General features: G+C 71.1%; 19 protein-coding genes and 2 tRNA genes. 16 read left to right on the forward strand and 5 right to left on the reverse strand.

The genetic code is table 11. The features are described 5' to 3' along the window. Nucleotides 1-116: 116 nt before the first annotated feature. Complete coding sequence (locus ABZ716_RS02435; protein ID WP_358955919.1) at nucleotides 117-1,514, reverse strand: amino acid permease; 1,398 nt, start codon at nucleotides 1,512-1,514, stop codon at nucleotides 117-119. A gap of 284 nt (nucleotides 1,515-1,798) precedes the next feature. On the opposite strand from ABZ716_RS02435, the gene ABZ716_RS02440 reads away from it, so the two are divergent. Continuing rightward, a complete protein-coding gene (locus tag ABZ716_RS02440; RefSeq protein ID WP_358810003.1) occupies nucleotides 1,799-2,383 on the forward strand; it encodes a biotin transporter BioY in 585 nt (194 codons plus the stop codon). Between the two features lie 73 nt (nucleotides 2,384-2,456). Here ABZ716_RS02440 and ABZ716_RS02445 read toward each other — a convergent pair whose 3' ends face one another. Further along, the gene (locus tag ABZ716_RS02445) at nucleotides 2,457-3,914 is read right to left on the reverse strand and encodes an amino acid permease (protein ID WP_358955922.1); all 1,458 of its coding nucleotides are present in this window, start codon (nucleotides 3,912-3,914) and stop codon (nucleotides 2,457-2,459) included. Between the two features lie 218 nt (nucleotides 3,915-4,132). On the opposite strand from ABZ716_RS02445, the gene ABZ716_RS02450 reads away from it, so the two are divergent. Further along, nucleotides 4,133-4,621, forward strand: coding sequence for a ribose-5-phosphate isomerase (locus ABZ716_RS02450; RefSeq protein ID WP_351884810.1), 489 nt, complete (start codon nucleotides 4,133-4,135; stop codon nucleotides 4,619-4,621). Between the two features lie 68 nt (nucleotides 4,622-4,689). Then, nucleotides 4,690-5,496 (forward strand): DNA-formamidopyrimidine glycosylase family protein, encoded by an 807-nt coding sequence (locus ABZ716_RS02455; RefSeq protein WP_358810000.1) that lies wholly within the window; start codon nucleotides 4,690-4,692, stop codon nucleotides 5,494-5,496. 5 nt (nucleotides 5,497-5,501) lie between these two features. Here the strand turns inward: ABZ716_RS02455 and ABZ716_RS02460 are convergent, their stop codons facing one another. Then, entirely contained in the window at nucleotides 5,502-6,749 is a 1,248-nt protein-coding gene (locus ABZ716_RS02460; RefSeq protein WP_358955925.1) for a GNAT family N-acetyltransferase, read from the reverse strand. Between the two features lie 116 nt (nucleotides 6,750-6,865). Between ABZ716_RS02460 and ABZ716_RS02465 the strand changes: the two genes are divergently transcribed. The 4 genes from ABZ716_RS02465 to ABZ716_RS02480 all read left to right on the forward strand — a co-directional run bounded on the left by ABZ716_RS02465 (nucleotide 6,866) and on the right by ABZ716_RS02480 (nucleotide 10,609). Continuing rightward, a complete protein-coding gene (locus ABZ716_RS02465) occupies nucleotides 6,866-8,011 on the forward strand; it encodes a PP2C family protein-serine/threonine phosphatase (RefSeq protein WP_358955928.1) in 1,146 nt (381 codons plus the stop codon). Nucleotides 8,012-8,403: 392 nt separating this feature from the next. Continuing rightward, entirely contained in the window at nucleotides 8,404-9,795 is a 1,392-nt protein-coding gene (locus ABZ716_RS02470) for a pyridoxal-dependent decarboxylase (protein ID WP_358955931.1), read from the forward strand. Then, on the forward strand, nucleotides 9,792-10,247 hold the full coding sequence (locus ABZ716_RS02475; RefSeq protein WP_358955934.1) for an HD domain-containing protein: 456 nt from the start codon (nucleotides 9,792-9,794) through the stop codon (nucleotides 10,245-10,247). The genes ABZ716_RS02470 and ABZ716_RS02475 overlap by 4 nt, the downstream gene beginning before the upstream one ends. A 167-nt stretch (nucleotides 10,248-10,414) precedes the next feature. Further along, nucleotides 10,415-10,609: a hypothetical protein gene (locus ABZ716_RS02480; RefSeq protein WP_079426944.1), complete on the forward strand. Its 195-nt coding sequence runs from the start codon at nucleotides 10,415-10,417 to the stop codon at nucleotides 10,607-10,609. Between the two features lie 89 nt (nucleotides 10,610-10,698). Here the strand turns inward: ABZ716_RS02480 and ABZ716_RS02485 are convergent. Continuing rightward, nucleotides 10,699-10,769 (reverse strand) — tRNA-Gly (locus ABZ716_RS02485). A 179-nt stretch (nucleotides 10,770-10,948) separates the two neighbouring features. On the opposite strand from ABZ716_RS02485, the gene ABZ716_RS02490 reads away from it, so the two are divergent. The 5 genes from ABZ716_RS02490 to clpX all read left to right on the forward strand — a co-directional run bounded on the left by ABZ716_RS02490 (nucleotide 10,949) and on the right by clpX (nucleotide 15,647). Beyond that, nucleotides 10,949-11,025: transfer RNA gene (locus ABZ716_RS02490), tRNA-Pro, on the forward strand. A 165-nt stretch (nucleotides 11,026-11,190) separates the two neighbouring features. Then, a complete protein-coding gene (gene tig / locus ABZ716_RS02495; protein WP_358955937.1) occupies nucleotides 11,191-12,576 on the forward strand; it encodes a trigger factor in 1,386 nt (461 codons plus the stop codon). A 277-nt stretch (nucleotides 12,577-12,853) separates the two neighbouring features. Next, entirely contained in the window at nucleotides 12,854-13,471 is a 618-nt protein-coding gene (locus ABZ716_RS02500) for an ATP-dependent Clp protease proteolytic subunit (protein WP_351884830.1), read from the forward strand. Nucleotides 13,472-13,538: 67 nt separating this feature from the next. Continuing rightward, the gene (locus ABZ716_RS02505) at nucleotides 13,539-14,207 is read left to right on the forward strand and encodes an ATP-dependent Clp protease proteolytic subunit (RefSeq protein WP_351884833.1); all 669 of its coding nucleotides are present in this window, start codon (nucleotides 13,539-13,541) and stop codon (nucleotides 14,205-14,207) included. Between the two features lie 153 nt (nucleotides 14,208-14,360). After that, entirely contained in the window at nucleotides 14,361-15,647 is a 1,287-nt protein-coding gene (gene clpX / locus ABZ716_RS02510) for an ATP-dependent Clp protease ATP-binding subunit ClpX (RefSeq protein ID WP_351884836.1), read from the forward strand. Between the two features lie 69 nt (nucleotides 15,648-15,716). Here clpX and ABZ716_RS02515 read toward each other — a convergent pair whose 3' ends face one another. Then, entirely contained in the window at nucleotides 15,717-16,652 is a 936-nt protein-coding gene (locus tag ABZ716_RS02515; protein WP_358955940.1) for a hypothetical protein, read from the reverse strand. A gap of 135 nt (nucleotides 16,653-16,787) precedes the next feature. Here ABZ716_RS02515 and ABZ716_RS02520 point away from each other — a divergent pair, with 135 nt between their 5' ends. From ABZ716_RS02520 to ABZ716_RS02535, 4 genes are all read left to right on the forward strand, one after another. Next, complete coding sequence (locus ABZ716_RS02520) at nucleotides 16,788-19,409, forward strand: valine--tRNA ligase (RefSeq protein WP_351884845.1); 2,622 nt, start codon at nucleotides 16,788-16,790, stop codon at nucleotides 19,407-19,409. A gap of 92 nt (nucleotides 19,410-19,501) precedes the next feature. Next, the gene (locus ABZ716_RS02525; protein ID WP_358955943.1) at nucleotides 19,502-20,650 is read left to right on the forward strand and encodes a histidine kinase; all 1,149 of its coding nucleotides are present in this window, start codon (nucleotides 19,502-19,504) and stop codon (nucleotides 20,648-20,650) included. A gap of 51 nt (nucleotides 20,651-20,701) precedes the next feature. After that, nucleotides 20,702-22,228 (forward strand): folylpolyglutamate synthase/dihydrofolate synthase family protein, encoded by a 1,527-nt coding sequence (locus ABZ716_RS02530; protein WP_351884851.1) that lies wholly within the window; start codon nucleotides 20,702-20,704, stop codon nucleotides 22,226-22,228. Nucleotides 22,229-22,235: 7 nt separating this feature from the next. Beyond that, nucleotides 22,236-22,586, forward strand: a complete 351-nt coding sequence (locus ABZ716_RS02535) for a DUF4233 domain-containing protein (RefSeq protein WP_042812769.1) — start codon at nucleotides 22,236-22,238, stop codon at nucleotides 22,584-22,586. Nucleotides 22,587-22,627 lie beyond the last annotated feature (41 nt).

Here is a 22,627-nt window from a genome sequence, read left to right on the forward strand (position 1 = left end):
TGTTCAGTATGCGGACACTCGGCTCACGCGCCGTGACCGTACCCGCGCACAGGACGCGAGCGGCCCGGGACGGATGTCCCGGGCCGCTCGTCCGTCCGTACGCAGGTGACGGGGGCTCAGCCCCGGCGCGCCCTGACCTCCCGGTACCCGGCCACCAGCAGCACCACCGCCGCCGCGCCCGAGGACCACAGCAGCTGCGGCCGCGCCGAGTCGTCGAACAGCATCAGCACCAGCACCGCCGCCATCCCCAGCAGCGCCGCCCAGGTCAGGTACGGGAACGCCCACATCGGCAGCGTCAGCCGCTCCGGCATCTCCCGCTCCAGCCGGGGCCGCAGCCGCAGCTGCGAGACCGCGATCAGCGCCCACACGAACAGCAGCACCGCGCCGACCGCGTTGAGCATGTAGAGGAAGACCGTGTCCGGCCACAGCAGGTTCAGCACCACCGACACGAACCCGAACACCACCGAGGCGAGCACCGCCCGCCGCGGCACCCCGCCGCCCGAGACCTTCAGCAGCGCCTTCGGCGCCTCGCCCCGCTCGGCCAGCGAGAACACCATGCGCGAGGAGCCGTACAGGTTCGCGTTGAGCGCCGACAACAGGGCCACGAACACCACGATGTTCATGATCTGCCCGGCCGCCGGGATCCCGATCGAGTCCAGCACGGCCACGTACGGGCTCTGCCCCGGCTCCAGGGAGTCCCACGGCAGCAGGGTCACGATGACCAGCATCGAGCCGACGTAGAAGAAGAGGATGCGCCACACCGCGCTGCGCACCGCGCGGGACACCGAACGGGCCGGGTCGTCGGACTCGGCGGCCGCGATGGTGACGACCTCCAGGCCGCCGAAGGCGAAGACGACCGCGAGCATGCCCGCGACCACCCCGCCCATCCCCTGGGGGAAGAACCCGCCGTGGCCGCTCAGGTTGGCCAGGCCCACCGGTTCGGAGTCCGGCAGCAGGCCGAACACCGCCAGGGTGCCCAGGATCAGGAACAGCACGATCGCGCCGACCTTCAGCGCGGCGAACCAGAACTCGAACTCGCCGAAGTTGCGCACCGCGGCGAGGTTGGTGAGCGTGAAGACCACCATGAAGGCCAGCACCCACACCCACTGGTCGACGGACGGCAGCCAGCCGTGCGCGATCTTCGCGGCGCCGGTCGCCTCCACGGCGAGCACCACGACCAGCAGGAACCAGTACAGCCAGCCCGCCGAGAAACCGGCCCAGCGCCCCAGCGCCTTCTGCGCGTAGACCGAGAAGGAGCCGGAGGCCGGCATCGCCGCCGACATCTCGCCGAGGGCCCGCATCACCAGCATCGCGAGCGCGCCCGCGAGCAGGTACGAGCAGATGATCGCGGGGCCAGCGATGCCGATGCCGGCGCCGGAGCCGACGAAGAGGCCGGCGCCGATCACCCCGCCGAGGCCCAGCATGGTCAGGTGGCGCTGCTTGAGACTGTGGCTCAGGGGTTCCGGGGGCAGGGCGCCCTCGGTGACGGACGGTTCGGGCAGTGGGTCGCGCATGAGGAAGGTGCTCGTACTCTCGGTCGGCCAAGCGGCGCTGGGGGCTGCGCTAGGGATTGGCGGGACCCTACAGTCTGGCTGGAGGGCGCCCGTGGGAGCAAAAAGGATGTGTCATCGGATGTTCCCCGTGACGGGGATCACTTCAACCGGGGTGTAAGAGGCGGGCTTTGTGTGGTCCCCACCAAAGCGGACGGCGGCCCTTTGTCCCGGCCGGCGGTGGGGCGGCGCGGCGGCGCGCACTAGCGTCACGGTGTCCTGTCGATCACCACCCCCCGGAGCCCCTCATGAGCACTGCTTCCGTCTCCTTCCGGCCCGGCGCCGTCCTCGCCGACCTGCTGCCCGCGAGCCGCGTCCGCGACATCGCCCTCGTCGTCGGCGGAGCCGCGCTCACGGGCCTCGCCGCCCAGGTCTCCGTACCCGTTCCCGGCTCTCCCGTCCCGGTCACCGGCCAGACCTTCGCCGCGCTGCTCGTGGGCACCGCCTTCGGCGCCCGGCGCGGCTTCCTCGCGCTCGGCCTGTACGCCGCCCTCGGCGCGGCCGGCCTGCCGTGGTTCGCGGGCGGTACCTCCGGCGCGGGCGGGGCCTCCTTCGGCTACGTCCTCGGCATGCTGCTGGCCGCCACCCTCGTCGGCGCCCTCGCGCGGCGCGGAGCCGACCGCTCGGTGCCGCGTACGGCGGGCACGATGGTGCTGGGCTCGGCTGTGATCTACGCGGTCGGCGTGCCGTACCTGATGGCGGCCACCGGGATGTCGCTCGGCGCGGCCGTCGCGGCGGGCCTGACGCCGTTCCTGATCGGCGACGCCCTCAAGGCCGCGCTGGCCATGGGCGCCCTGCCGGCCGCCTGGAAGCTGGCCGGCCGCCGCGGCTGACCCCCCGTGCCCCTACGCAGCAGCCCCGGACCGCGAGCGGGCGGTCCGGGGCTGCTGCCGTGTGCGGGGCCGGTCAGACGGCGTCGGTCACGGCCGCGGCTTCGGCCGCCACGTCCTTGCGGCGGAGGTTGCGCGCCACGCCGATCGCGATCACGACGGCCGCCACGAGCAGCGAGTACAGCACCGTCTCGCGGTTGTCCTTGTCGTAGACCATGTAGCCGAGGACGAAGGTGATCATCGCGGCGGTGGCCCAGGTCAGATACGGGAAGAGCCACATCTTCACGGTGACCTTCTCCGGGGCCTCCCGCATCAGGATCCCGCGCATCCGCAGCTGCGTCAGGCAGATGACCAGCCACACGAACAGCGCGATGGCGCCGGAGGAGTTCAGCAGGAAGTTGAACACCGTGTCGGGCGAGGTGTAGTTGAAGTAGACGGCGATGAAGCCGAACACCACCGAGCCCAGGATGGCGATCGTGGGCACGCCGTTCTTGCTGGTCTTGGCGAACACCTTGGGCGCGTCACCGCGCTCGCCCAGCGAGAACGCCATGCGCGAAGCGGTGTAGAGGCCCGAGTTCAGGCAGGACAGCACGGCCGTCAGGACGATCACGTTCATGATCTGGCCGGCGTGCGCGATGCCGATTGAGTCCAGGGCGGCGACGTACGAGCCCTTCTCGACGATCGACTTGTCGTTCCACGGCAGCAGGGTGAGGACGACGAAGATCGAGCCCAGGTAGAAGACGCCGATGCGCCAGATCACCGAGTTGGTGGCCTTGGTGACCGCGCGGCGCGGGTCCTCGGACTCGCCGGCCGCCAGGGTGACGATCTCGCTGCCCATGAAGGAGAAGACGACCATCAGCACACCGGTGAGGACCGAGCCCCAGCCGCCCGGCATGAACCCGCCGGCGTCGGTGAGGTGGGCGAAGCCCGCGCCCGGGTTGTCCGAGCCCGGCAGCACGCCGAAGACGGCGAGCAGGCCGACGATCACGAAGGCGCCGATGGCGACGACCTTGATGCCCGCGAACCAGAACTCGAACTCGCCGTAGGAGGCCACGGAGCCGAGGTTGGTGGCCGTCAGGACCACCATCACGATCAGGGCCCAGGCCCACTGCGGGACGGCCGGTATCCAGCCTTCGAGGATCTTCGCGCCGGCGGTCGCCTCGACGGCGAGCACGACGACCCAGAAGAACCAGTACAGCCAGCCGATGGAGAAGCCGGCCCAGCGGCCGAGCGCCCGGTCGGCGTAAGCGGAGAAGGAGCCCGAGTTGGGGCTTGCGGCGGCCATCTCGCCGAGCATCCGCATCACGAAGACGACCATCGCCCCGACGAGCAGGTACGAGATCAGGATGGCGGGGCCGGCCTTGGCGATGCCGCCGCCGGAGCCCACGAACAGGCCGGCGCCGATGACACCGCCGATGGCGATCATGGACAGGTGGCGGTTCTTGAGACCGGCCTTGAGACCGTCGGAGGGCTGCGCGGAACCGGGTTCTCCGGTGGGGCCGCCTGCCTTCTGAAGGGTCGTCGTCGTGCTCATGGACGAATCCTTAGGTTCTCGGGTGGAGAGTTCCGGCATTCAACCTCGATTTCCGGCCAGTGCGGAAGACCTTCATCCGATGGTTACCCAAGGCCCCCATCTCGGGATCAAGGTCCTGACCCTCCTATCTGCGTTCTTTGGGTTTACTTGAGGTTTAGAAGTGATTTATGCGACACCCCTCCGCCTTGGTTCGAGGCGGCGCATGCCACACTCGACCCATGCGCGTGTATCTCGGATCCGACCATGCCGGTTTTGAGCTCAAGAACCACCTCGTGGACTGGCTCAAGAACAACGGCCACGAGCCCGTCGACTGCGGGCCCCACATCTACGACGCGGTGGACGACTACCCGCCGTTCTGCCTGCGCGCCGCGGAGAAGACCGCCGCGGACGCCGACAGCCTCGGCATCGTGATCGGCGGTTCCGGCAACGGCGAGCAGATCGCCGCCAACAAGGTCAAGGGCGTCCGCGCCATCCTCGCCTGGAGCGTGGAGACCGCCAAGCTCGGCCGCGAGCACAACAACGCCAACGTCATCTCCGTCGGCGGCCGGATGCACACCCAGGACGAGGCCACCAGCTTCATTGAGGCGTTCCTGGCCACCCCGTACTCCGGCGAGGAGCGCCACACCCGGCGCATCGACATGCTCTCGGACTACGAGCGGACCGGCGAGCTCCCCCCGATCCCGGCCCACCACCCGCAGGACCAGTAGTCCCCCCGTGCCGCCGGACGTGGTCCGTCCGGCGGCACACCCCTGACCGAAGGAAGCAGGAGCACGGCGTGCCCGAGGGCCATACGATCCACCGCCTCGCCCAGGACCACACCGAGCGCTTCGCCGCCCGTCCGGTCCGGGTCAGCAGCCCCCAGGGACGCTTCGCCGACAGCGCGGCCCTGCTCGACGGGCGGCAGCTGGAGAGCGCCGAAGCCCACGGCAAGCACCTCTTCCTGGAACTCGGCGACGCCTGGATCCACATCCACCTCGGCCTCTTCGGCAAGCTCGGCTTCGGCCCCGCCCCGGCCCCGCCGGCCACCGAGACGGTCCGGCTGCGCCTGCTCAACGAGGACCACTACGCCGACCTCCGCGGCCCCACCGCCTGCGCCCTGATCACGGAGGCGGAGAAGAAGGCGATACACGACCGCCTGGGCCCCGACCCCCTGCGCCCCGACGACGACCCCGGCCGCGCCTGGTCCCGCATCTCCCGCAGCCGTACGACGATCGCGGCCCTCCTGATGGACCAGAAGGTCATCGCGGGCGTCGGCAACGTCTACCGCGCCGAGGTCCTCTTCCGCCACGGCATCGACCCCTACCGCCCGGGCAGGGACCTCACCCGCGCCGAATGGGACGCGATCTGGGCCGACCTGGCGGAGCTGATGCGCGAGGGCGTCCGCAGGAACCGCATCGACACCGTCCGCGACGAACACCTCCCCGAGGCCATGGGCCGCCCGCCGCGGGTCGACGACCACGGCGGCGAGGTGTACGTCTACCGCCGCGCGACGCTGCCGTGCCACATCTGCGGCACCGCGATCCGCACCGCCGACCTCGCCGCCCGCAACCTCTTCTGGTGCCCCACCTGCCAGCGCCGTTAGCCGCGCTAGAAGTTGTGCGGCCGCCAGGGGGCCACGTCGCCCGCGAAGGCCCGTGAGGTCTCGCGCAGCGCGCCCGGCCGCAGCTCCTTGACCTGCCCGGCCGCGGCCAGCGAGGTCAGGGTCACCCCGCCCAGGTACGCCGAGCCCAGCTCCCGCGCGGACAGCGCCAGCTCGGCGGGGTCCTCCGTACGCACGCACCGCACCCCGGCCCCGTCGCCCGCGTCACCCTGGGCGGTCAGCCGCCAGCGCCCCGCGTTCCACGGGCAGAAGGCGTCCTCCACCTCCAGCACCACGTCCACCGGGGCCCCGTACCGCCGCGCCCGGAGCGCCCCCGGCAGGTCCACCACCCGCAGGTGCAGCGCGTCCCGCTGCCGCGCCCGGATCCGCCGGACGTCGGTGACCAGGTGCAGCAGCGGATCGTCCGCCGGCCGCCCGGAGGCCCGGACGTGCCAGGTCAGGTCGATCTCGAACAGGTACCGCCACAACGCCGCGTACGCCGCCGGGTCCAGCGCGTCCACCTCGCCGACCAGCACCGTGCCGTCCGACCCGGTCGGCTCCCAGTCCGGCCGCACCCGGTAGCGCGCGTAGCCGACGACCTGCCCGGCCGCGTCCTCCGCCACCACGCACTTCAGCGGCGACGCCCCCGACCGCCGCGACTCCGGGTCCAGCAGCGCCTGCATCTCCCACCCCGGCCGCCGGGCCGGCATCCCCGGCCGGCCCGGCACCAGGGCCGCGTAGACCCGCTCGCATTCGGTGAGCGCCTTCAGCGGGTCCACGAGCCGCAGCCGCACCGCGTCCGTCCCCGGCGGCACGCGCAGCCGGACGCGGGTGGTGTCGACGTCCACCGACAGCTCGTACGCGGCCGTGCCGTAGCCGAAACGCCCGTAGATCTCCGGCTCCGAGGCCGTCAGCACCGCGAGCGGCTCCCCGGCGGCGCGGACGTCGTCCAGCTGCCGCCGCATCAGCGAGGTCAGCACGCCCCGCCTGCGGTGGGTCGGCGCCACGCCGACCATGGTCACGCCCGCCGCCGGGACCACCGCCCCGCCCGGCACCGACAGCCGGAAGCTGAAGGCACCGGCCGAACCGACACAGGTCCCGCCGTCCCAGACGCCCAGCGAGCGGTCGTACTCCGTCAGGGACCGGTAGAGGGCCCGCTCCTCGGGGGGTTCCGGCACGCCACCGAACGCCAGTTCCAGGTGGTCGTACCAGACATCCCACTCATCAGCCGTCAACACGCGCGTATCAAGAGCCATGGGCCCATCCCTACCAGGGCAATACGGTGCGGTCGATCTGTTTTCGGGCCATCGCGGCCCGTCGGAACGGGGGTACCCCTGCGCGCGCCCGGCCATGATGGATAGGGTCCCGGAGGATGGCCGGAGCACGCGTGGAGACGCTCAGGGCCCGGGCGCGCATGCTGTCGCACCGGGCCCGCACAGCCCTGCGCAAATCCGCCGTCGACTACTTCCGCGGGGACGCCTCCGACTGGCTGGCCTTCGCGGTCCTGCTGCTGACCGTTCCCGCGCTGGCCTGCGGCACGCTGGTGCTGCCCGTCTGGTTCTCCCCGTCGGCGCTCGTCCTGCCCATCGTGGCGGGCGGCCTGCTGCTGCGGCCCGCCAGCCTGCTCGGGCTGTACGCGGCCTCCGCGACCGCCCTGATCGTCGAGGCGCTGGCCCTCGGCCCGTACACCGAGGGGCCGGCCCGGGTCACCCCCGGAACCGTGCTGGTCGTCGCCGCCTGCGGGTTCTTCGGCCTGATCATCGCCCAGTTCCGCAGCCGCGTCGGCGTGCCGTGGCGGCGGGGCGGCACCATGCTGTTCGACCTGCGCGAACGCATCCGGGTGCAGAGCAAGCTGCCCGCGCTGCCGCCGGGCTGGCACCGCGAGATGGCCCTGCGGCCGGCCGGCGGGCAGTCCTTCTCCGGGGACTTCGTCGTCGCCGCCCGCACCCGTGGGGGGCGCACGCTGGAGGTCGTCCTCACCGACGTCTCCGGCAAGGGCATGGAGGCCGGCTCCCGCGCCCTCCTCCTCTCCGGCGCCTTCGGCGGGCTCCTCGGCGCCCTCCCGCCCCAGGAGTTCCTGCCCGCCGCCAACGGCTACCTGCTCCGCCAGGACTGGGAGGAGGGCTTCGCCACCTCCATCCACCTCGTCCTGGACCTGGAGACCGGCGACTACGACCTCTTCTCCGCCGGCCACCTCCCCGCCCTCCAGCTCTCCGCCGGCACCGGCCGCTGGCAGGAGAAGTCCGGCGAGGGCCCCCTCCTCGGCGTCTACGACGGCGCCGAGTTCGAACCGGCCCGCGGCAACCTGCGGCCCGGCGACGTCCTGATGCTCTTCACCGACGGCCTGGTCGAAACCGCCGACCGCGAGATCAGCGAGGGCATCGACCGCCTCACGGGCGAGGCCGACCGCTACGTCGCGGCGGGCTGGGAGGGGGCGGCGTGGCACCTGATCGAAAAGGTGGCCAAGGACGTCAACGACGACAGAGCCCTCCTCCTCATCCGCCGCACCCCTTTCTAACGCGCCGCCCGCCCGCCTCGGCCGTGACCGGCCCACCTTTCCGACGCGCCGCCCGCCTCGGCCGTGACCGGCCTCCCCGGCTTCGCGCAGGCAGGGGCTCTTCCGGCTCCGCCAGCGGTGCAGCCCCGGGGTGCTTCCAGCCTCGCCGGCGTTTGAGGCGCGGGCGCGGAGCGCCGTGTATTGAGCCGCACCTGCGGGGCCGGGCGCCGCGCGGGCGCTCCTTCAGCCTCCCCTGCGGCGCAGCCCACGCGCTCCTCCAGCCCCGCCGGCGCTTGAGGCGCGGGGCCGGACGGAGCTCGGGGAACGGCCACGCGCAGCGGGAGGCAGGGGCCGGGCCACCTCGTGGTGATTGGTACGTTCGGGGCCGCTCCCCCCAGGGATACCGTCCGGCCATGGACGACACCCTCGCCGCCGACCTCGCCCGCCTCCCCGCCCTGCTGGAAGCCACCCGGCACGCCGCCCTCGACGCCCTCGCGGCCCTGGACGCGCGCCCCGTGCTCCCGGCGCAGGACGGCCCGCCCGAGCCGTCCCACCCGCTCCCCGCCACCACCACCGGCACAGCCGCCGCCCTCGCCGAGTTCCGGACCCGCTGGGAGCCCCGGCTCTCGGGCTCCGCGGGCCCCCGCTACCTCGGGTTCGTCACCGGCGGCGCCACCCCCGCCGCCCTCGCGGGGGACTGGCTGACCGCCGTCCACGACCAGAACTCCAACTCCTCCCTCGACCCCGCCGGCCAGCACCTCGAACGCGAGACCGTCGGCTGGCTGCGCGAGCTCTTCGGGCTGTCCGCCGCCCACACCGGCACCTTCGTCAGCGGCGCCACCCTCTCCAACACCGTCGGCCTCGCCATCGCCCGCGAATGGCTCGGCGAGCGCCTCGGCGTCTCCCCGGCCCAGGACGGCGTCGCCGCCCTCGGCCCCGTACGGGTCCTCTCCGGCGCCCCGCACTCCTCCATCGCCAAGGCCCTCTCCGTCCTCGGCCTCGGCCGCACCGCCCTCGTCCCGGTGCCCACCCTGCCCGGCCGCGAGGCCGTCGACCCCGCCGCCCTGGACCGGGCCCTCGCAGACACCCCCGGCCCGGCCGTCGTCGTCGCCAACGCCGGCACCGTCAACACCGTCGACTTCGACGACCTGCGGGCCGTCGCCGCCCTCAAGGACCGCCACGACTTCTGGCTGCACACCGACGCCGCCTTCGGCGCCTTCGCCGCCCTCTCCCCGGCGCACGCCCACCTCACCGCCGGCCTCGACGCCTCGGACTCCGTCTGCGTCGACCTCCACAAGTGGCTCAACGTCCCCTACGACAGCGCCGTCCAGTTCACCCGCCGCCGCGACCTCCAGACCCGCGTCTTCGCCAACTCCGCCGCCTACCTCGGCCCCCTCGGACCCGACCCCGACCTGGTCCACCTCACCCCGGAGAACTCCCACCGGCTGCGCGCCCTGGCCGCCTGGTTCACCCTGCGCGCCTACGGCCGCGCGGGCCACCGCGAGATCGTCGAACGGGACACCGCCTGCGCCCACGCCCTCGGCGAGCTCCTCGGCCAGGACCCGGCCCTGCGCCTGCTGGCCCCCGTCCGCCTCAACGTCGTCTGCTTCACCCTCGCCCACGACCCCACCCCCGAACGGCTGGCCGCCCTCCGCGAGGCCGTCGCCCCGGAGGTGTTCGTGACCCCCACCGTCCTCGCGGGAACCCCCGCCCTGCGCGCCGCGTTCTCCAACTGGCGTACGACACCCGCCGACGTGCGCCGGGCCGCCGAGGCCCTGCGTTCCGCAGCGAAGGAGCTCGTATGACCGACCGGCCGCTGACCCTCGCCGAGGTCGAGGCCCTGGCCCGCTCCGCGCACGAGGGTCAGACCGACAAGGCGGGCCGCCCCTACGCCGAGCACCTCGCGGCCGTCGCCGAGGGCGTCCGCCTGCGCGGCGGCAGCCCCGCCCAGCAGGCCGCCGCCTGGCTGCACGACTCCGTCGAGGACGAGGCGCTCAGCGGCGAGCAGCTCGCGGCCGCCGCCGTCCCCCAGGAGGTCAAGGACATGGTCCTGGCGCTCACCAAACGCCCCGGAGAGCCGCTGGAGGAGTACACCGCCCGCATCCTCGCCACCCCCGGCGCCCTCCTCGTCAAGGAGGCCGACCTCGCGCACAACGCGGACCCCGTACGCCTGTCCGTCCTGGACGCGCCCACCCGCGACCGGCTGACCGCCAAGTACGCCCGCGTCCGCTCCCTCCTCGGCGTCACCACCCCCTGACCGGACCGGAATGTGCCCGGTTCGTCTGTGCTTGGCGGGAAAGATGTGCTGTCGATTCGTCACAAGGAGGGTAGGTGGGCCCGGTTGGTGGGAGGATGGACCATGTGGGGGTGCGCACGGCCGCGCGCCCCGGGCCGGCCAGGGGACGACCGAAGGTGTGATCAGAAGTGGCCATTTCGCTGTCAGTCGTGGTTCTGTTGGCGATCATCCTGGTGATCCTGATCCGCGGCAAGCACATGAAGGCGGGCCCGGCGATCGTCGCCGTCCTCTTCGGCTTCTTCCTGGCGTCCAGCTCCATCGCCCCGGACGTCAACCGCTTCCTGAACTCCCTCGCCGACACCATCGCGGGCATCAAGCTCTGAACCCGGCGGACGCGGCCGGCGAACAGGGCCGCCAAACGCGTCAGGGCCGGGCCGAGGAGACGTCCTCGACCCGGCCCTGAGCCGTTGAGAGCGGGTGACGGGAATCGAACCCGCGTAGCTAGTTTGGAAGACTAGGGCTCTACCATTGAGCTACACCCGCAACGCGCGCGCCAAGGTCCGTCGGACCTGGGCACGGACAGCATCCTAGCGGGTCGCGCCGGGGGAGTGCACACCGCTTTCGGGCGCCGTGTCCCCGTCCCGGCCGCGCGTGCGTGCGGCGGGCGGGAAAACCGGGGGCGCCGGAGCGTCTTCGGGCATGTACCCTACGTGTCGCACCGACGGGGTGTGGCGCAGCTTGGTAGCGCGTCCGCTTTGGGAGCGGAAGGTCGTCGGTTCGAATCCGGCCACCCCGACCACCAGCAGGGTCTCCACAAGATCGCGTTGTGGGCTGATTGCCGCTTGCGGTTACTATGCAAGCTGCGTGCCCGTGTGTCTGATGTACCGGGCCGAATCCGTCGAGGCCGCTGAATCACAGCGTTCCGGCAGAACCCCTAGCAGTCAGCCACCAAGGAGACCGAACCGTGAAGAGCGCCGTGGAGACCCTGAACCCGACTCGGGTTCGGCTCACTGTCGAGGTGCCCTTCGAGGAGCTCAAGGACAGCCTCGACGCGGCGTACAAGAAGATCAACCAGCAGGTCACGGTGAAGGGCTTCCGCAAGGGCAAGATCCCGGCCCGCGTCATCGACCAGCGCTTCGGCCGCGGTGCGGTGCTGGAGGAGGCCGTCAACGACGCCCTCCCGAAGTTCTACACCGAGGCGGTCAACGAGGCCGACCTGAACCCGCTGGGCCAGCCCGAGGTCGACATCACCGAGCTGAAGGACGGCGAGCTGCTGGCCTTCACCGCCGAGGTGGACGTCCGCCCCGAGATCGAGATCCCGGACTACTCCGGCATCGAGGTCGAGGTCGACGCGGTCGAGGTCTCGGACGAGGACGTCGAGAAGTCCGTCGAGCAGCTGCGCGGCCGCTTCGCGTCCACCAAGGACGTCGAGCGCGCCGCCGCCGAGGGTGACGTCGTCACCATCGACCTCGAAGCCAAGGTCGACGGCGAGGTCCTCGCGGACGGCGTCGCCACCGACGTCTCCTACACCATCGGCTCGGGCGAGCTCCTCGACGGCATCGACGAGGCCGTCAAGGGCCTTGAGGCCGGCGGCGAGGCCACCTTCACCTCGCAGCTGAAGGGCGGCTCCGCCGAGGGCAAGGACGCCGAGGTCACCGTCAAGGTCACCAAGGTCTCCGCCCGTGAGCTGCCGGAGCTGGACGACGAGTTCGCCCAGATGGCGAGCGAGTTCGACACGCTCGAGGAGCTCAAGGCCGACAGCCGCAAGCGCCTTGAGAACATGAAGCAGTTCGACCAGGCCACCCAGGCCCAGGAGCGCGTGCTCGAGAAGTTCCTGGAGCTCGCCGAGATCCCCGTCCCGGAGAAGCTGCTCGCGGACGAGGTCCAGACCCGCAAGCACAACCTGGAGCACCACCAGCTCGGCCAGATGGGCCTGAACCTGGAGAAGTTCCTGGAGATCCAGGGCAAGACGGTCGAGGAGTTCGACGCCGAGACCCGCGAGCAGGCCGTCAAGGGCATCAAGACCCAGTTCCTGCTGGACGCCCTGGTCAACAAGGAGAAGCTGGGCGTCAACCAGGAGGAGCTCACCGAGCACCTCATGCGCCGCGCGCAGTCCTCCGGCATGTCCCCCGACCAGTTCGCCCAGGCCGTCGTCGAGGGCGGCCAGGTCCCGATGCTGGTCGGCGAGGTCGCCCGCGGCAAGGCCCTCGCGGTCGTCGTCGAGGCCGCCAAGGTCGTCGACACCAACGGTGAGGTCGTCGACCTCTCCGACGACGAGGACGAGGCCGAGACCGAGACGGCCGCCGAGGCCGTGGAGGCCGCCGCCGAGGGTGACGACGAGGCCAAGTAACACCCTGGGCGCAGCCCGCTGAGCAGTGCCCCGGAAGGGCCCGTACGCAGCCGTGTACGGGCCCTTCCGCACACCCTCCGCACGCCTTCGGGACCTTGCGCTCCGAGCGAACAGTTCGGGAAGCGGGATGGCGTTGTCCGACCTGCGCGTTAGGGTCCATGAATACGAGGGCACGGGAGCACCCGGAGTCGGCGGGGCATCACACCACCGCCCGGTCCGCGCCCCAGAACGAGACGCTGAGACGGCATGTGGCCGTCGGAGACGAGCAGGTGGATACGTGACGAATCTGAAGCCTTACGCCGCGGGTGAGCCGTCCATCGGTGGCGGCCTCGGCGACCATGTCTACAACCGGCTGCTCGGCGAGCGCATCATCTTCCTCGGCCAGCAGGTCGACGACGACATCGCCAACAAGATCACGGCGCAGCTCCTGCTCCTGGCCGCCGAGCCGGAGAAGGACATCTACCTGTACATCAACAGCCCCGGCGGCTCCGTGACGGCGGGCATGGCGGTCTACGACACCATGCAGTACATCCCGAACGACGTCGTCACCATCGGCATGGGCATGGCCGCCTCCATGGGCCAGTTCCTGCTCACCGGCGGCGCCCAGGGCAAGCGCTTCGCGCTGCCGAACACCGACATCCTGATGCACCAGGGCTCCGCCGGCATCGGCGGCACGGCCTCGGACATCAAGATCCAGGCCCAGTACCTGCTGCGCACCAAGCAGCGCATGGCTGAGATCACCGCGCACCACTCGGGCCAGACCGTGGAGGCGATCATCCGCGACGGCGACCGCGACCGCTGGTTCACGGCGGAGGAGGCCAAGGACTACGGCCTCATCGACGAGATCATCTCCGCCGCGTCCCTGGTCCCGGGCGGCGGCGGCACCGGGGCCTGATCCCGGCGCACGAGACCTCGTACGCCCGCCCGTTCCAGGCACCCTCAGCCCGCAGAACGCCACCAGGATGGTGAACACCCAGATGCAGAACAACTTCTCCGCGAGCGCGCTCTACACCGGCCCGCAGGTGGACAACCGCTACGTCGTCCCGCGCTTCGTCGAGCGCACCTCGCAGGGCGTGCGCGAGTACGACCCGTACGCGAAGCTCTTCGAGGAGCGCGTGATCTTCCTCGGCGTGCAGATCGACGACGCCTCCGCCAACGACGTCATGGCGCAGCTGCTGTGCCTGGAGTCGATGGACCCGGACCGCGACATCTCGATCTACATCAACAGCCCCGGCGGCTCCTTCACGGCGCTGACGGCCATCTACGACACGATGCAGTTCGTGAAGCCCGACATCCAGACGGTCTGCATGGGCCAGGCGGCCTCCGCCGCCGCCGTCCTGCTCGCCGCCGGCACCCCGGGCAAGCGCATGGCCCTCCCGAACGCCCGCGTGCTGATCCACCAGCCGTCCGGCGGCACCGGCCGCGAGCAGCTCTCCGACCTGGAGATCGCGGCCAACGAGATCCTGCGCATGCGCGACCAGCTGGAGACCATGCTGGCCAAGCACTCCTCCACGCCGATCGAGAAGATCCGCGAGGACATCGAGCGCGACAAGATCCTCACGGCCGAGGACGCGCTCGCCTACGGTCTGATCGACCAGATCGTCTCGACCCGCAAGATGAACGCGGTCTGATCCTTGCCGCCAGTTGGCGTGGCCGCACCGCAGGATTCTGCGTTGTGAACCGCGTCAAGGGGGCCCCGTACGGGGCCCCCGGCAAGGTACCGTCGGATATGAGGCACCAGGAGCGCTGAACCAGGCGTCTCCCAGGCGAAGGGGAAGCACCTCGTGGCACGCATCGGTGACGGCGGCGACCTGCTCAAGTGCTCGTTCTGCGGGAAGAGCCAGAAGCAGGTGAAGAAGCTCATCGCAGGACCCGGTGTGTACATCTGCGACGAGTGCATCGACCTCTGCAACGAGATCATCGAAGAAGAACTCGCGGAGACCTCCGAGGTCCGGTGGGAGGAACTCCCCAAGCCCCGTGAGATCTACGAGTTCCTGGAGAGCTACGTCGTCGGCCAGGAGCCGGCGAAGAAGGCGCTCTCGGTAGCGGTCTACAACCACTACAAGCGCGTCCAGGCCGGCGAGAACGGCGGCGGGGCGGGCCGTGACGACGCGATCGAACTCGCGAAGTCCAACATCCTGCTGCTGGGCCCCACGGGCTCGGGCAAGACCCTGCTGGCGCAGACCCTGGCCCGCATGCTGAACGTCCCGTTCGCCATCGCCGACGCCACCGCGCTGACGGAGGCGGGCTATGTGGGCGAGGACGTCGAGAACATCCTGCTGAAGCTGATCCAGGCGGCCGACTACGACGTCAAGAAGGCCGAGACCGGGATCATCTACATCGACGAGATCGACAAGGTCGCCCGCAAGAGCGAGAACCCGTCGATCACGCGTGACGTCTCCGGCGAGGGCGTGCAGCAGGCTCTCCTGAAGATCCTGGAGGGCACCACCGCCTCGGTCCCGCCGCAGGGCGGACGCAAGCACCCGCACCAGGAGTTCATCCAGATCGACACGACGAACGTGCTCTTCATCGTGGGCGGCGCCTTCGCCGGCCTGGAGAAGATCATCGAGTCGCGCGCGGGCGCCAAGGGCATCGGCTTCGGGGCGACGATCCGCTCGAAGCGGGAGATCGAGGCGAGCGACCAGTTCCAGGAGGTCATGCCGGAGGACCTGGTGAAGTTCGGGATGATCCCGGAGTTCATCGGCCGTCTGCCCGTCATCACCTCGGTCCACAACCTGGACCGCGAGGCGCTCCTCCAGATCCTGGTCGAGCCGCGCAACGCGCTGGTGAAGCAGTACCAGCGGCTGTTCGAACTCGACGGCGTGGAGCTGGACTTCGAGCGCGAGGCCCTCGAAGCCATCGCCGACCAGGCCATCCTCCGCCAGACCGGCGCGCGCGGTCTGCGCGCCATCATGGAGGAGGTGCTGATGTCGGTGATGTACGAGGTCCCGTCCCGCAAGGACGTGGCCCGCGTGGTCATCACGTCGGACGTGGTCCGCTCCAACGTCAACCCCACCCTGGTCCCCCGCATCGTCCCGAAGGACCAGGGCCCGCACGAGAAGTCGGCGTAGCGACCCGGTCGTTGTACGCCGAAGGGGCGCTCCCGCTGGGGAGCGCCCCTTTCGCGTACCTGCCGAGGGTTACTTCTTCACGCGGGCGGTGTTGTAGAGCTTCGCGGCCAAGTCCGCGTCCTGCTCCAGGGTGTAGCCAGGCTTGCCGGCCATGATGGAGGCCGCGTCCGACGCGGTGACCACGGCCAGCGTGCTGTAGTCACCCCAGATGCAGAGGGGCGCCGCGAATTCCTTGATCCCCTTGGTGGTCGACGGGTCCTTGGGGATGGACTTGATCTCCTGGCACTTGAGCACGGCGCCCTTGAAACCGGCCGGGGTGATGGACTTGGGGCTGCCGATGAGCTCGATCGTCGCCTTGTCGTTCTTCTGAGCAGCGTTCGCCTTGAACAGGGCGAAGTAGGCGTCCACGGACTTCTCCGGGTCGGCGAGTTCACCGTAGAGACCGCTGAACGTGAGGCCCTTGGTCGTCAGCGGGTTCTTCGGGTCGCCGGACTGGTAGCTCATGCCCACCTGGGTGGGGTTCTTGATGCCGGCGGCTTCGGCTTCCTTCTTGTCCTTGTCGCTGATCGGCTGCTCTTTGTAGTTCGGGTTCTTCTGGAACTCGCCCACCGACTCCGGTGCGACCAGCTTGTAGCCCTTCGTCGCGTCCGAGACCGTGCCGCCCGCGCCGCCGCCCAGGAACCACCAGCCGGCGCCGCCGGCGATGGCCAGGACCGCGATCACCGCGATGACCGGGCCCGCCTTGGACTTCTTCGGGGGCTGCGGCGGGGGCATGTAGCCCTGCTGCGGGGGCTGCTGGTAGCCGTAGGCCGGCTGCGGGGGCTGCGGGGGGTAGCCGCCCTGCTGGGGGTAGGCCGGCGGCGGGGGAGGGGCCTGCTGGGGGTAGCCGTAGCCCGGCTGCGGGGCGGGCTGGCCGTACGGGCCCGGCGGCGGGGGCGGCTGCTGGCCGTAGGGGCCCGGCTGCTGCGGCTGCTGGCCGTACGGCCCTGGCTGGTTGTAACTCATCCCGCGTCCCCCTGTGAGGTGTGCTGATCCGCTTATCCGTTTCACACATCCTGGCGGAAGCCCCGCCCGGGCAGGCGGCCGGGCCCCCGGATTACCGGTTTCAGTACCGGACCGTTACCGCTCTAAACTGTGCCCGTGACCGAGAACACGCAGACACCCAGTGCCCCCGACTCCGAACTGCCGACCCAGTACGCGCCGGCCGAGGTAGAGGGGAAGCTCTACGAGCGCTGGGTAGAGCGTGGGTACTTCACCGCCGACCCCGCGAGCGACAAGCCCCCGTACACCATCGTCATCCCGCCGCCGAACGTCACCGGCTCGCTCCACCTGGGGCACGCCTTCCAGCACACCCTCATGGACGCCCTGACCCGCCGCAAGCGGATGCAGGGCTACGAGGCGCTGTGGCTGCCCGGCATGGACCACGCCGGTATCGCCACCCAGAACAAGGTCGAGCAGCAGCTCGCCGAGGAGGGCAAGTCCCGCCACGACCTGGGCCGCGAGGAGTTCGTCGAGCGGGTCTGGCAGTGGAAGGAGGAGTACGGCGGCAAGATCCTCGGCCAGATGCGCCGCCTCGGCGACGGCGTCGACTGGTCGCGCGAGCGCTTCACCATGGACGAGGGCCTGTCCAAGGCCGTCCAGACCATCTTCAAGAAGCTCTACGACGACGAGCTGATCTACCGCGCCGAACGCATCATCAACTGGTGCCCCCGCTGCCTCACGGCCATCTCCGACATCGAGGTGGAGTACCAGGAGGACGCCGGCGAGCTGGTCTCCATCCGGTACGGCGAGGGCGAGGACAGCCTGGTCGTCGCCACGACCCGCGCCGAGACGATGCTCGGTGACACCGCCATCGCCGTCCACCCGGACGACGAGCGCTACCAGCACCTCATCGGCCGGCTCATCAAGCTGCCGCTCACCGACCGCTCGATCCCGGTCGTCGCGGACACGCACGTCGACCCCGAGTTCGGCACCGGCTGCGTCAAGGTGACCCCGGCGCACGACCCGAACGACTTCGCCATCGGGCAGCGCCACGGCCTGCCCAACATGACGATCATGGACGAGCACGGTGTCATCACCGTCCACGGCCCCTTCCTCGGCCTGGACCGCTTCGAGGCCCGCTCCGCGGTCGTCGGCGCCCTGCGCGAGCAGGGCCGCATCGTCGCCGAGAAGCGCCCGTACATGCACTCCGTCGGCCACTGCTCGCGCTGCAAGACCACCGTCGAGCCGCGCCTGTCGATGCAGTGGTGGGTCAACGTCAAGCCGCTCGCCAAGGCGGCCGGGGACGCGGTCCGCGACGGCCGCGTCGCGATCCACCCGGAGGACATGTCGAAGCGCTACTTCGACTGGGTCGACAACATGAACGACTGGTGCATCTCGCGCCAGCTGTGGTGGGGCCACCGGATCCCGATCTGGTACGGCCCGGACGGCGAGATCGTCTGCGTCGGCCCCGACGAGCAGCCGCCGACCGGTGAGGGCTGGACCCAGGACACCGACGTCCTGGACACCTGGTTCTCCTCCGGCCTGTGGCCGTTCTCCACCCTCGGCTGGCCGGAGAAGACCCCGGACCTGGCGAAGTTCTACTCCACCGACGTCCTGCTGACCGGCCACGACATCATCTTCTTCTGGGTCGCCCGGATGATGATGTTCGGCCTGTACGCGATGGACGGCGAGGTCCCGTTCAAGACCATCGCCCTGACCGGCCTGGTCCGCGACGAGCGCGGCAAGAAGATGTCGAAGTCCTTCGGCAACGTCGTCGACCCGCTGGACTGGATGGACAAGTACGGCTCCGACGCCGTCCGCTTCACCCTGGCCAAGGGCGCCAACCCGGGCACCGACGTGCCGATCGGCGAGGACTGGGTCCAGGCGTCCCGCAACTTCGCCAACAAGATCTGGAACGCCACGCGCTTCGCGCTGATGAACGGCGCCACGATCGAGGGCGAGCTGCCGCCGGCCGAGAAGCTGTCGGCCACCGACCGCTGGATCCTGTCCCGGCTGAACAAGACGGTCGCGCAGGTCGACGCGTACTACGAGGACTTCCAGTTCGCCAAGCTCAGCGAGGCGCTGTACCACTTCGCGTGGGACGAGGTCTTCGACTGGTACGTCGAGCTGTCGAAGACCACGTTCTTCGCGGGCGGCGAGGGCGCCAAGGCGTCCGGCCGGGTCCTGGGCGAGGTCCTGGACGTCCTGATGCGCCTGCTGCACCCGGTCGTCCCCTTCGTCACGGAGACCCTGTGGACCACCCTCACCGGCCGTGAGTCCATCGTCGTGGCCGACTGGCCGCAGGACAGCGGGTTCCGCGACGAGGCCGCCGAGGCGGAGATCGAGAACCTCCAGGCCGTCGTCACCGAGGTCCGCCGGTTCCGCGCCGACCAGGGGCTGCAGCCGGGCCAGAAGGTCCCGGCGCGCCTGGACCTGGCCGGTACGCAGCTTGCCGCGCACGAGGGTGCCATCCGCCAGCTGCTGCGCCTCCAGCCGGAGGGCGAGGGCTTCAGCGCCACCGCCACCCTGCCGGTCGCCGGAGCCACCGTCGCCCTGGACCTGTCCGGCACCATCGACGTGGCCGCCGAGCGCAAGCGCCTCACCAAGGACCTCGGCGCCGCCGAGAAGGAGAAGCAGCAGGCCGAGGCGAAGCTGGGGAACGAGGCGTTCCTCGCCAAGGCACCCGACAACGTCGTGGACAAGATCAAGGGCCGGCTGGCCAAGGCCGAGGCGGACATCGCCCGGATCCAGGCCCAGCTGGACGCCCTGCCCGCCGCCTGACACCGGCAGGCGAAGCATCGCCGAGAGGCCCCCGCCCGTCCGGCGGGGGCCTCTCGCACGTGCCCGGCCGCCGAGCCCGCATGATGGGGGACATGCACCTCTCGTCCTCCGTCCCGGGATGGAACCGGGCCGTGGCCCGCGGGCGCCGGCTCGCCGAGGGCTGGGGCGCCTCCCCGCGCGCTCAGGACGCCGTCGCCGCGCTCAGCTGCCTGGGCCTGATGGCGCTGGACCTGCCGGGCCTGGCGGCCGCCGACAACTCCCTCAACGGCTGGCAGGCGGCCCTGGCGCTGACGGCCGGCTGCGCCACCCTGCTGGTGCGGCGCCGGATGCCGTGGGTCCCGTACGCCACCGCACTGCTGTTCATCGGCTGGCTGCACGAGCTGACCCTGATCCAGTTCGCCCTGTACTCCGTCGGCCGCAACCGGGGCCGGCGGGCCGCAGTCCTGGCGACCACCGGCTACGTGGCCTACGCGCTCGGGGTGTTCTGCCTGCCGGGCTGGCCCGAGCCGAAGGCGGCGACGCTCAGCGCCTTCCTGAGCCTGGTCGTGCCCATCGGGGTGCTCGCCTCCGCCGTCGGGATCGCCGCCTACCGGCACGACCTGGTGCGGGAGCTGGAGGCCCGGCGGGCCGAGGCGGCGGTGCTGACCGCCGTGCAGCAGGAGCGGACCTCCGTCGCCCGCGACGTCCACGACTTCGTCGGGCGGGAGCTGACCCTGCTGACGGTCCGCTCCGAGGTGCTGTCGATGCGGGCGCGCGAGACCCCGTACGCCAAGGACTTCGAGGAGCTGTCCGACACGGCCCGGCGGGCCCATCTGGCCCTCAACGAGATCATCGTCCAGCGCGGGGAGCGGGCCGCGACCCCCGGGGTGGAGGGGCTGGCGGCGCTGGCGGAGCAGAGCGGGCGGGCCGGGTCACCGGTCCGGCTCACGATGGACCCGCAGGCGCACGACCTGTCCCCGCTGCGGCAGGCTGCGGTCTACCGGGTGGTGCAGGAGTGCCTGACGAACGCGGCCAAGCACGCGCGGGGGGAGACCATCGAGGTGTCGGTCCGCACGGACGGCCCCCAGCTGAGGATCACCGTCCGCAACGCCCTCCCGGCCCGCAGCCCCGGCCGGGCCCCGGTCTCGGCGGGCTCGGGCACGGCGAGCATGGCCGAGCGCGTCCGCAGCCTGGGCGGAACCCTGACGGCGCGGCGCGGCGAGGACGCCTACGAGGTGGTGGCGACCCTGCCGCGCGGCTGACCCGGCGCCCTCCGAGCCGACGGCCGGGGTCCGCGTCCGTAGACTGGGCCCGTGAGTGAGCAGCAGCCCGAGAGCCCCGACCGCGACCGCGACGCCACGCTCGACGAGTTCGACGAGATAGTGGCGGAAGAATCCCAGCGCGACCCCGACCTGGCGGTGATCGAGGCCGGGAGCCGGACCCTGCGCGCCCAGGCGGGCCCGCCCACGGGCGACCCGGTGCCCTCCCGCCCCGAGGACCCCGAGGTGGCCAAGGCGCTCCAGGAGGTGGAGCAGGAGCTCGCCACCCGCTGGGGCGAGACCAAGCTGGACCCGTCCGTCTCCCGCATGGAGGCGCTGATGGACGTCCTGGGCCAGCCCCAGCGCGCCTACCCGACCATCCACGTCACCGGTACGAACGGCAAGACGAGCACGGCCCGCATGATCGAGGCCCTGCTGAACGCCTTCGAGCTGCGCACCGGCCGCTACACCAGCCCGCACGTCCAGTCGGTCACCGAGCGGATCAGTCTGGACGGGGCGCCGATCAGCGCCGAGCGCTTCATCGAGACCTACCACGACATCAAGCCGTACGTGGAGATGGTCGACGCGGCCGAGGACTTCCGGCTGTCCTTCTTCGAGGTCCTCACCGGTATGGCGTACGCGGCCTTCGCGGACGCCCCCGTCGACGCGGCCGTCATCGAGGTCGGCATGGGCGGCACCTGGGACGCCACCAACGTGATCGACGCCTCGGTCGCGGTGATCACTCCGATCAGCCTGGACCACACCGACCGCCTGGGCTCCACGCCGGGCGAGATCGCGCAGGAGAAGGGCGGCGTCATCAAGCAGGACGCCACCGTGATCCTGGCGCAGCAGCCGGTGGACGCCGCGCAGGTGCTGCTGAAGCGGGCCGTCGAGGTGGACGCGACCGTGGCCCGCGAGGGCATGGAGTTCGGCGTGGTCTCCCGCGAGGTGGCGGTCGGCGGCCAGATGCTCACCCTGCGCGGGATGGGCGGCGAGTACGACAACATCTTCCTGCCGCTGCACGGCGCCCACATGGCGCACAACGCGGCGGTCGCGCTGGCCGCCGTCGAGGCGTTCTTCGGCGTCGGCGGACAGCAGGCGCGCGAGCTCGACGTGGACACCGTGCGGCAGGCTTTCGCCGCGGTGACCTCGCCTGGCCGGATGGAGGTCGTGCGCCGCAGCCCGACGGTGATCCTGGACGCCGCGCACAACCCGGCCGGGGCCCAGGTCACGGCGGAGGCCGTCACCGAGGCGTTCGGGTTCAGCCGGCTGATCGGTGTGGTGGCGGCGAGCGAGGGCAAGGACGTCAAGGGCGTCTTCGAGGCGTTCGAGCCGATCTTCGCGGAGGTCGTCGTCACCGAGAACACCAGCCACCGGGCGATGGGCGCGGACGAGCTGGCCGCCATCGCGGTGGAGGTCTTCGGCCCCGACCGGGTGCAGGTGGAGCCGCGGCTGGACGACGCCCTGGAGGCGGCCGTCACGCTGGCGGAGGAAGAGGCCGAATACGGTGGGGCCGGGGTCCTCGTGACCGGTTCCGTGATCACGGTGGGCGAGGCCCGCCTGCTGTTCAAGAGGGGCTGAGGGATCGATGCGCACGCTCTGCGCGAGCACGCTGATCGGTGAATTCTTCGTCGTCGGCTTCGCGGGCCTGGTGGCCATGAAGAACCCGGACCTGACCCAGGCCCAGGTGTGGACGGTCTGCGGCGTGACGATGCTGCTGTCGGTGCTGCTGTGCGGGATGCTCTCGCGCCGGGGCGCGGTGGAGCTCGGCTGGGCGTTGCAGATCGGGCTGATCGCGAGCGGGTTCGTGGTCCCGATGATGTTCTTCCTGGGCGCGGTGTTCGCGGGCCTGTGGTGGTGCTCGGTGCACTATGGCCGGCGGATCGACGCGATCAAGGCGAGCTGGGCGGCCCGTCAGGCCGAGGCTGACGCTGCGTGACCGTGCCCCGTACCGGCCCTGTAGATTCGCCCTACCGCACC

This window comes from Streptomyces sp. NPDC006687 (genome assembly GCF_040636215.1).
Lineage (GTDB): Bacteria > Actinomycetota > Actinomycetes > Streptomycetales > Streptomycetaceae > Streptomyces.

Coding starts and splice junctions, on each gene's coding strand:
- ABZ716_RS02435 (WP_358955919.1), bottom strand. CDS start 1,514: ATGCGCGACCCACTGCCCGAACCGTCCGTCACCGAGGGCGCCCTGCCC.
- ABZ716_RS02460 (WP_358955925.1), bottom strand. CDS start 6,749: ATGGCTCTTGATACGCGCGTGTTGACGGCTGATGAGTGGGATGTCTGG.
- ABZ716_RS02475 (WP_358955934.1), top strand. CDS start 9,792: ATGACCGACCGGCCGCTGACCCTCGCCGAGGTCGAGGCCCTGGCCCGC.
- ABZ716_RS02450 (WP_351884810.1), top strand. CDS start 4,133: ATGCGCGTGTATCTCGGATCCGACCATGCCGGTTTTGAGCTCAAGAAC.
- ABZ716_RS02505 (WP_351884833.1), top strand. CDS start 13,539: ATGGTGAACACCCAGATGCAGAACAACTTCTCCGCGAGCGCGCTCTAC.
- ABZ716_RS02470 (WP_358955931.1), top strand. CDS start 8,404: ATGGACGACACCCTCGCCGCCGACCTCGCCCGCCTCCCCGCCCTGCTG.
- ABZ716_RS02515 (WP_358955940.1), bottom strand. CDS start 16,652: ATGAGTTACAACCAGCCAGGGCCGTACGGCCAGCAGCCGCAGCAGCCG.
- ABZ716_RS02440 (WP_358810003.1), top strand. CDS start 1,799: ATGAGCACTGCTTCCGTCTCCTTCCGGCCCGGCGCCGTCCTCGCCGAC.
- ABZ716_RS02525 (WP_358955943.1), top strand. CDS start 19,502: ATGCACCTCTCGTCCTCCGTCCCGGGATGGAACCGGGCCGTGGCCCGC.
- ABZ716_RS02445 (WP_358955922.1), bottom strand. CDS start 3,914: ATGAGCACGACGACGACCCTTCAGAAGGCAGGCGGCCCCACCGGAGAA.
- ABZ716_RS02465 (WP_358955928.1), top strand. CDS start 6,866: ATGGCCGGAGCACGCGTGGAGACGCTCAGGGCCCGGGCGCGCATGCTG.
- ABZ716_RS02535 (WP_042812769.1), top strand. CDS start 22,236: ATGCGCACGCTCTGCGCGAGCACGCTGATCGGTGAATTCTTCGTCGTC.